Source organism: Chloroflexota bacterium, from assembly GCA_018648225.1.
Classification (GTDB): Bacteria; Chloroflexota; Anaerolineae; order Anaerolineales; family UBA11858; genus NIOZ-UU35.
This window is the reverse complement of record JABGRQ010000175.1, coordinates 1-8,362: the sequence shown is the minus strand read 5'-3', so window position 1 is coordinate 8,362 and position 8,362 is coordinate 1. Positions and strand designations below refer to the sequence as shown.

General features: G+C 49.9%; 14 protein-coding genes. All 14 read right to left on the bottom strand.

Going from position 1 to position 8,362, the window contains the following annotated elements; all coding sequences use genetic code 11:
• Positions 1-28: 28 nt before the first annotated feature.
• Positions 29-1,081 (bottom strand): hypothetical protein, encoded by a 1,053-nt coding sequence (locus tag HN413_16005; protein MBT3391903.1) that lies wholly within the window; start codon positions 1,079-1,081, stop codon positions 29-31.
• 70 nt (positions 1,082-1,151) lie between these two features.
• Complete coding sequence (locus HN413_16000) at positions 1,152-1,580, bottom strand: hypothetical protein (GenBank protein MBT3391902.1); 429 nt, start codon at positions 1,578-1,580, stop codon at positions 1,152-1,154.
• A gap of 73 nt (positions 1,581-1,653) precedes the next feature.
• Complete coding sequence (locus HN413_15995; GenBank protein MBT3391901.1) at positions 1,654-1,956, bottom strand: hypothetical protein; 303 nt, start codon at positions 1,954-1,956, stop codon at positions 1,654-1,656.
• 158 nt (positions 1,957-2,114) lie between these two features.
• The gene (locus HN413_15990) at positions 2,115-2,399 is read right to left on the bottom strand and encodes a GIY-YIG nuclease family protein (protein ID MBT3391900.1); all 285 of its coding nucleotides are present in this window, start codon (positions 2,397-2,399) and stop codon (positions 2,115-2,117) included.
• Between the two features lie 222 nt (positions 2,400-2,621).
• Positions 2,622-3,959, bottom strand: coding sequence for an O-antigen ligase family protein (locus HN413_15985; GenBank protein MBT3391899.1), 1,338 nt, complete (start codon positions 3,957-3,959; stop codon positions 2,622-2,624).
• Between the two features lie 127 nt (positions 3,960-4,086).
• Positions 4,087-4,359, bottom strand: a complete 273-nt coding sequence (locus HN413_15980) for a type II toxin-antitoxin system YafQ family toxin (GenBank protein MBT3391898.1) — start codon at positions 4,357-4,359, stop codon at positions 4,087-4,089.
• A complete protein-coding gene (locus HN413_15975; GenBank protein ID MBT3391897.1) occupies positions 4,356-4,613 on the bottom strand; it encodes a type II toxin-antitoxin system RelB/DinJ family antitoxin in 258 nt (85 codons plus the stop codon). Before HN413_15975 ends, HN413_15980 begins: the two co-directional genes overlap by 4 nt.
• A gap of 389 nt (positions 4,614-5,002) precedes the next feature.
• Complete coding sequence (locus tag HN413_15970; GenBank protein MBT3391896.1) at positions 5,003-5,131, bottom strand: hypothetical protein; 129 nt, start codon at positions 5,129-5,131, stop codon at positions 5,003-5,005.
• 52 nt (positions 5,132-5,183) lie between these two features.
• Positions 5,184-5,636 carry an HNH endonuclease gene (locus tag HN413_15965; protein MBT3391895.1) on the bottom strand — a complete coding sequence of 151 codons (453 nt, stop codon included), beginning with the start codon at positions 5,634-5,636 and terminating at the stop codon, positions 5,184-5,186.
• A 3-nt stretch (positions 5,637-5,639) separates the two neighbouring features.
• Entirely contained in the window at positions 5,640-5,912 is a 273-nt protein-coding gene (locus tag HN413_15960) for a hypothetical protein (GenBank protein ID MBT3391894.1), read from the bottom strand.
• Between the two features lie 647 nt (positions 5,913-6,559).
• Positions 6,560-7,042, bottom strand: coding sequence for a DUF3368 domain-containing protein (locus HN413_15955; protein ID MBT3391893.1), 483 nt, complete (start codon positions 7,040-7,042; stop codon positions 6,560-6,562).
• On the bottom strand, positions 7,039-7,335 hold the full coding sequence (locus HN413_15950; protein MBT3391892.1) for a UPF0175 family protein: 297 nt from the start codon (positions 7,333-7,335) through the stop codon (positions 7,039-7,041). The genes HN413_15955 and HN413_15950 overlap by 4 nt, the downstream gene beginning before the upstream one ends.
• A 289-nt stretch (positions 7,336-7,624) precedes the next feature.
• Positions 7,625-7,858 (bottom strand): type II toxin-antitoxin system HicA family toxin, encoded by a 234-nt coding sequence (locus HN413_15945; GenBank protein ID MBT3391891.1) that lies wholly within the window; start codon positions 7,856-7,858, stop codon positions 7,625-7,627.
• Entirely contained in the window at positions 7,855-8,076 is a 222-nt protein-coding gene (locus HN413_15940) for a type II toxin-antitoxin system HicB family antitoxin (GenBank protein ID MBT3391890.1), read from the bottom strand. The genes HN413_15945 and HN413_15940 overlap by 4 nt, the downstream gene beginning before the upstream one ends.
• Positions 8,077-8,362: the final 286 nt, after the last annotated feature.

Genomic DNA, 8,362 nt, shown 5'->3' with positions numbered 1-8,362 from the left:
TGCTCTTTTGCGGTTCTTTTTTAGTCAATTACGCCACTTTTGGCGAAACAAAAGTAGGGTAATCCACGCTGCTATATTGAATATTCGTTCGCAAAGAGCGAAAAGCCTCCGCTGTGGGCGAGCGCGGCTGATCCCGGGTCGCCAGGGAGCCATTATTAACCTCGTGCCGTATGATCGTTCCCAAGATTGGCAACTGCAAGAGCCGAGAAATTTCATCCGGGTTTTTAACCGTATCGTCCATTGCTTCCATCAGGAAGATGGCGCCGACGGCTAACATGCCACCGACCACCAGGGCCAAGGCCGTGTTCATCAATACGCGCGGGCGGATTGGGTTTTCTGGCGCAATTGCTGGTTCTACCTGAACGACATTGGATGTTGTTTGCGCTTCTGAAACACGGATTTGTTCGTAGCTTTGCAATAATTCGCTATAGGTTTGCCGATATTGCGTCAGTTCGGCTTCCAGGCGGGCGCGTTCAGCCTCACGATCCAGGTCATCCCCAACCGCTTCCAATTCGGCCACAGTATTGTGGATCTGACCATCCAGCCGCGACAACTGTCCCTCCAGGCTGGCCTTCGATTCAGCAAAGCGCGTTGCCTGCAAAGCCTGATTTTGGGCCGAAAACACGGCTACCAGCGTATTGGCAATCAGGGCTGCCCGTTCAGGATCGGTATCTTCAACGCTTAGTTCGATCAACTGCGTATCACGTACCAATTGAACAGTAATCACTTCCTTGAAAGCATCCGTATCTTCATAATCCAATATCACACCCACTTCTTCCATGCGCAGCAGAACATCATCCAGCACCGGACGCTTAGTGAGCATTTCCGAATAGGTACGCGCCAGACGCTCGCTGGTGAGAATGGCTGTATAATCGCTGGTTTGGGCTGTGGAGGCCTCATTGATCAACAGCGTTGTGGTTGCCTGATAAACTGGAGATTGGAATTGGCTGGTGATATATGCCGCTCCACCAGCCAGAACAGCCGCCAGAATAATCAACCAGGTCCAACGCCACAGTAAAGTCATATATTGGCGTAAGTCCGCTTGCAATGTCGTATCAGAAATAAATTGTTGAGATTCCATTTGAATTTATATTCCCTTTTTCAAAAAGTGATTTCTTGATGTCCCCCCTATCTTCCGGGGAAAATCTCTATCAGCCTATCTTGTTTGCTTTGATCCTGGCCAATGCACGAATGCGATCTAATCCCACTGTCAAATACTGTTCAAGCTCATTGGCTGTATCCTCAAAATCAACCAGAGGGCCACCAATCGGATCGGCTATATCCAACAATCGGCCTGCCATTTCGCTCAGTAAATAGATACGCCCGCGCACTTCTGGAAATTCAATCTGTAGCGCTTCTTTGTGGCCGTGCTCCATCACCAGCACCAGCCGAAATGCCGTTAATATTTCTCGGGAAACTGCACGCGAGCGATGCGCACGCATATCAATGCCGCGTGCGTCCATCACAGCATGCACATGGCGAGCAGCGAGCTGCCCATCACGCGCCCAGGTTCCAGCAGAGCCGATTGCCCAGTCCGAAATTTCATCCGCGACGCGTACCCGAAATAGTGCTTCAGCCATTGCCGAACGATTTATATTTGCCGTACAAATAAACACCACGGAATAACGCATGCACAGAATTATACCGGATGCATCATTCTCTGGGTAGCGAACCCGCGGCCTGTTTTACAACCCAAACGATCTGCACGAAAAATAGCAACACCATCACTAACCACACGATCTGCTCCCAGGTACGCTCGCTGGTTGCGGCAAGGCCAAGAGAAAATAATATCCCGGCTATATTCAACGCAATTTGCCACCCGCGCCGGTTGAGTGTTTGTCCAAGCTTTTCGCCCCGCTGAACGGCATCGCTGCGCGCAAAACCGATTACTGCCAACGCCAGCGCCAAGGCAATAATCCAGAGAGCATTTGCGGCCACGTTATACCAATTGATCATAGCTATTTAACAAACGCCAGTTGAACTGGCAGAAACCCAAAACCCAAAGAGCGGGTTGCCCGCTTGATTTCACTTCGACACGCCTTCGGTTGCTCAGTACAAACGACAGGTTCAATTAGCGCTGGTATTGCCGGTTGAGCTTGTCGAAACCAAAAATCTCATTTTGGCCTACTTCTGGACAACCCTGGCAACGCATCATAATTTCCGGCAATTAATGCTTCCCGTTTGGCACGACTCCAGCCTTGAACTTGTTTTTCCCGCAGATAGGCTTCAACAACGCTTTCAAATTCTTCAGCAAAGACAAGTTTTACGGGCAGGCGGCGAGATGTATATTTTGCACCTATACCTTGGCAGTGCTGTCCAATCCGCTTTTCCAAATTAACGGTTGAGCCAACATAATAACTTCCGTCAGCACACTTAAGAATATACATCCAGGCCATAATGATTAAGAGCGAACGCCGGTTGAGTAGGCGAATGCTTTTTTCGCCGTATTGAAACCAAGAGAGCAGGTTACCAGAAAAAATACTCGACTAAATTCGCTGGTTTCGACACGTTGCGGTGGAAAGCACACCTTCACTGCTCAACCCACGCTCGACACGCTCGACAGGCTCGACCGGCGCTAATGTGAACGCCGGTTGCGACTGGTTCCGGCGAAAAACATACCTTCACTGCTCAACCGATGCCGATAATACTTGCTGATACAGTCCCGCGATCAGCCCCAGCAGCATCCAGAACAGGAAACCCGGCTTGGCACCCAGAGCCACCGCATCGGTCATCCCATAGAGCATGTGCGCGAATAAGCCGCCGCCCAGTCCCAATGCCATTGGGCGACTGAGGACAGAAGACCGATGACCGGCAAACCATACACGCGCCAGCATCCAGAAGGCACCGATGTACAAGGCGATGAAACCGATCATACCGGGGATGCCCAAATCTAGCCCGGCCTGTAAAAATTCGTTATGCGCGTGGCCCATATCCACATCGGGGGCAATCATAAACAACGGGTAGAGTACATGCACCACTTCTCGGAAAGTGTTCATGCCCATCCCGGTGAACGGAAAATCCTGCAAGCCATAAATTGCCCGCGACCAGACTTCCAGGCGGCTTTCCAATGAATTCAGCGAAAAAGCCTGTTCACTCAACACCGCATTCCCAGTCAACCAATCCATGCCCTGTGTAATGCGCTCGCCAGAAAGCCAGATACTTCCGGCAACTCCAACAGCTACTAACAGCCCAATCAATGCCCAACGTGCTTTTCCCGGCAAAGCCAGCCAAAACATGACCAGCGCCGCCGATGCCAGCGCCAGATAGGCCGTGCGAGATTGGGTCAAGATAAAAACGCCGCCCATGAAAAGCGTGCTGAGCCAAATAATTGCCCTCACCACCCAACGCCCGCTCCGAATTTTTAGGAGGGGGGAGAAACACAAAGTCATCATCAGGGGCAGCGTCCAACTCAATGCCCCGGCAATTTCGTTGGGATGAAATCCGTTCTCCGCGCCTTGCAGGCCACCAACCAGATTCGGTATGCGGGATGTAATCGGATTAAACAGGCTGATTTTCCACTGGAACCAATTCGTTCCCAGCAACCCCAGCCCAGCCACTCCCATACCCAGACCCAAAAATAGCAGCAGGCTCCACCACCAACCGCGGGGACGTTCGCTCTCCCGCACAACGGCGTAGAAAATCCCCAATCCCAAGACTATCCCGCTGATCTTAGCTAAGCTGAAAGCAATATCATAGGTCGCCCAGGTACTGACCAAGACCATGATTGCGATCAACAAAATTGAACTATTGAGTGCCGTCACCGGCAGGGGTACAGTACCAAGCAGCGTGCCCCCGCTTTTGCGCTCAGGATGACGGGATACGAGCCAGGCAACGGCCCAAATGCCGGGCACAACCAGCATAGCCAAGCTGCGCTTAGGGCTGGGGAATAGCATCAACGGCGCGGCCAAGGTCAGCCACAGCCAGTGATAGCGGTCAGACCAGGTTAGTAGTTTTCGCAATGGGTTCACACGTAATGGAGATTAGGATCATCCCGAATATAGGCTAATTGCTGGCCCAGAAAAGGCAACCCGGGCAATTGATGCCAGCGTCGTAACAAATGATAAGCCGGAGATGTCAACATATCCATCATCGAAACAAATCCGCATGTGTCCCTGTTCGGATTAGAATAAGTTCTTCGCCCCCCAATTCATATATGAGCAACCAATCAGACTCAATATGACACTCCCGGCTACCTTTATATTGACCTACCAAATAATGATCTCGATACTTTACTTCCAATTTCTCTTCTAATGTCAACTTCTTGATTACGGCCTTGAATTCTTCAAATTCCTTTCCACGCTTCCCCATACGCTTTACGTCTTTTTTGAATTGTGAGGTTCTTCTGACGATTTTCATCAAATCCCCAAATCTTCGAACAAATCCTCAACCGTATTGAAGGTTTCCAAATCAGTGCGCTCGCTGGCTTTCCCCAGCGCATCCAATGTTATCGCATTGGGTATTTTTACAATAAATGGTAATCCCTGCTGCAACTCCACCTGCTTGTAGAAAAGTGTTATTGCCTGAGAAGAAGTTATCCCCAATTCGCTAAATACTCGCTCCACATTTTTCTTGAGGTCTGGATCAATTCTAGCAGATATTGTGGATGTTTTCATTTTCTGTATTCCTTCAATCTAACCAATCGCCAACGTACTACATTGTAACACAGCCCGCTGAATAACTCCGAATCAAGCCATCGCGTAGTAGAGCATCCCTTTAGGGACTGAACATCATCCCCCTGCCGGGGCACAGGCAGAGTTTCACTGAAAACCTTTCGTGCTCTTTTCCGTGTTCTTCCGTGCTATTCCGTGGCCCCCGTGTCTTTCTGTGGCCCTTTCCGTGCATGTCCGTGGCTCTTTCCGTGTTTTTCAGTGGCCCTTTCCGTGACCGTCCGTGGCCCTTGTCCCTCCCCAAGGGGATGCTCCGTTTCACTCCGCGATGGCCCAGCTTTGTCCGTGTTCCGTGAGATTCCGTGTTTTTCAGTGGCCCCGTGTTTTTCAGTGGCTCAGTACGCCCCCTCCCTTCGCACTCCCAAAAGCGTCGCCACCCAAACGGTTTTGATCAGGATGTAAATATCCAGCCAGATGGAGTAGTTCTGGACGTAGAAGATGTCGTCTTCGGTGTGGAGGTGCATCGGTTTGTCACCGCGGCCATCAACCGGCTACCAGCCCGTGATGTTAACCCGCTCAGGTTGCCTTCTGCACCGGATCGCCAACTGGCGGGTGCCGATTCACAGCCCCATCTGCTGAACGAATATTAAGGACTCGCTCACGGTTGAATTCTAAAGCGGTTACCGTTGCCCTGCCTATCGACGTCAGCCCGATTATGCTTAAACCATCAACCGACCAAATGAAGTGATCCTGCCAAATATGCTTTCTGGGATTGTATAGTGCGGCTTCATCTCCAGTTTCAGAGTCTATTGCCGTCATATGATTAGATTTTCTGCGATTGCAATGAAAACACGCCAACGCCAGATTAGTTTGGTCATCGGTACCCCCTTTCGATAACGGGACTACATGGTCAACCGTAAATCTTACGTATTGCCAACACTCCTGAGTATGGCAGTATTCACACAACCCTGCCGCCCGCTGGCGAACAAATTCCTGAATTTCAATCGATACTTTGCCCCTCTGAGTCACTGCTTATTCCCCTGAGCTTTCTGCTTGCACAAGATTGCGAACCACACGGTTGATGAAGCTCAAATAGTCATCAATCTCTTCGTAACGATCCAATTCATCGTCTTCATCAGCGCTGATTTGAGATTGTCGTTGTTTCGAGATCAACATTTCAATCCGGTCTTGCACCGCAATCGAAGCCTTAAAAACGGGTACTCCTTGCTCAAGTTCAATCCGCACAGCATTATCAACGGGTAATTCCGCGGGAAATAACACCAGTCTCGGAAGGGGTTGTCGCATTATAATATTGACCACAGCATCCATACCATCACGCTCCTTTCTGCCCCTTAATTCTATCATAACGAATCAGAAGAACGGAACTTATTGGAAGCTCTCCCCTTCGACCGGGTTTCGATCGCGAAGCACTCAACCTAAAGCTCACACCGTCCTCCCGCAGGATACCGGGACGGTGCGGCATCCTACGGGAGGACAAGCCACTTTGTCATCAACGTCCACGTCATCGCCCCCACTTGTTTATAACCCCGATCCAAAGAAAGCCATCGCGCAGCATCCCTTTAGGGACTGAATCGCACCGAAATTTCTTCCGTGGCCCTGTGCTTTCCGTGTTTTCCGTGGCCCAGCTTTGTCCGTGTTCTTCCGTGTACGTCCGTGGCCCCGTGCTATTCTGTGGCCCTAGTACGCCCCCTCCCGCCTCATCGCACAGCATCCCCGTAGGGGGACACCACCCAGACTGTCTTGATCAGAATATAAATATCCAGCCAGCGCCCTTACGGGCAGGCTTCGCGCTCGAATAATTCTGCACATAATAGATGTCATCTTCGGTATGCAGATGCATGAACTTTTCACTGCGCCCTTGACCTGCCACCAGCCCATGATGCTCTGTCCCCTACGGGACGATGAAACGGGCACGCTGCCAGAAACGCGAACTATTCCCCCGCTTTTCTCACCGTCAACTGATACACTCGTTCACTGATGTAGAAATTTTTTTCATTGAGTTCATCCAAAAACGGACGCACCACTTCAAGTTCCCCTAGTCTTTTCGCCAAAAGGAGCAAACCGATTGTGCCCATATACCGGAAACCAAGTAAATTTGCTGCTAACCGCGCCTTCGTCTCATCCAAAAGTATCCAGTCCGCCGATACTTCTTCGGCCAAAACAAGGGCTTCGGCCTCACCTGCATCCAAGTCGGCCCGCAAATAATCAACTTTGGTCCGATCAGCAGATGTTTGCGTCACAATCCAGTCCGCCTGACTAACTTCCACTGCCCCAGGACGGCCTCTCGCATTTGTAACCACTTTAGCATAAACCGACCCTGGAATCCGTATCATACCAAACAACTCCTTCAAGAGTTCCAATTTGCCAATTTTTGCCAATCCGATCAGCGGCGTGGCATCAGAAACGACAATCATTCCCCCAATTCCCCCGCTAATTGGTCAGCGGACGCGAACTCAACAGCCAATTCTTCTTCGCTATGGTCGATTACAGGCACATGATTAGTGGACAGGAACTCTACAAAATCCCAAAGACCCATACCAGAAAGGCGAGCCGCTTTGCCCAGGGACAATACCCGTTCCTGATAAAAACGGATCGCCATATACTGTCGTGAACGTTCTGCCAGAACCGCTTTGAACAAACCGCGAGCCTGCAAGGTCAAAAATATATCCTCAGGTATCTGCGTTTCTAGTGCGATCATTTCAGACATGTAGTCACTCTCCTTTCTTCTCCGTCCATTATACACGATGCGTCAGGATCATGGATGGGGGAATATGGACGGTGGACTAGGGAAAACGAAATTTATCCAAAGCTTTCCCACCTATTCATCAACGTCCAGGTCATCGCCCCCACTTGTTCGTACCACCTGCATAAAATTGCCTGCTTCTCGGGTATCAAATATCTGCAGTCCGCTGCAAAAACTCTCTGTAAGGGACTCCGCCTTTGACACACCATTGAGCCAGCGTCGATACAAGCAAGCTCAAGACAATAAACTTCATCTATCTGCGACGCAAAAATTTTAGGAATTCTTCTCGAGGCAATTCAATATCCCTCAGAATGCTGCGCACCAATCCACGCCCTAAATCTTCCCCAGAATGAAAAGGAACAACTGTCCCGCGACCATCAGGATGGCGATAAAAAATATGACTCCCCTTCTGACGGATTGCTTCGAATCCAAGTTTTTCCAATATACGACACATCTTACGGGGATGAAGTGGGGGAATCTTACTCACACTGGAAGTTCGATGTGCTGAACACCTACAAAACGCATCGGCGGCTCATCTTGCGTCTCAACTTCCAAGCATAATTCTATCGCCTCCCGAACGCGAGACCACACGTTTTCTAGAGACTTTGCTTGCGTATGACAACCTTTTATAGCGGGGACCGAAGCCACAAAAATCCCATCTTCATCTTGTTCAATCAAGACCAAATAACGATGATGCTTTTCCATATTAATTGCCTTTTCTATGACTCGGATGATAAGATAGTGCATATTCACTGGCTATTTTACCACCGCAGGCCCATGACCACGAATAAACGCCAGCCGACTCTCTAGGAACTACCATGGTCAGGATCAGAGTGTGGCTATTGGAAGGTAGATATGGGATAGGGTAAATATGGACAATGGATCGTGGATAGAAGAGAATGGAACTTACTTGAAACTCTCCCACCTACTCATCAACTAAGGGTATCCCCAAAGTCAAGACCACGGGAAGGGGAAAATAAGGTGATAAAAA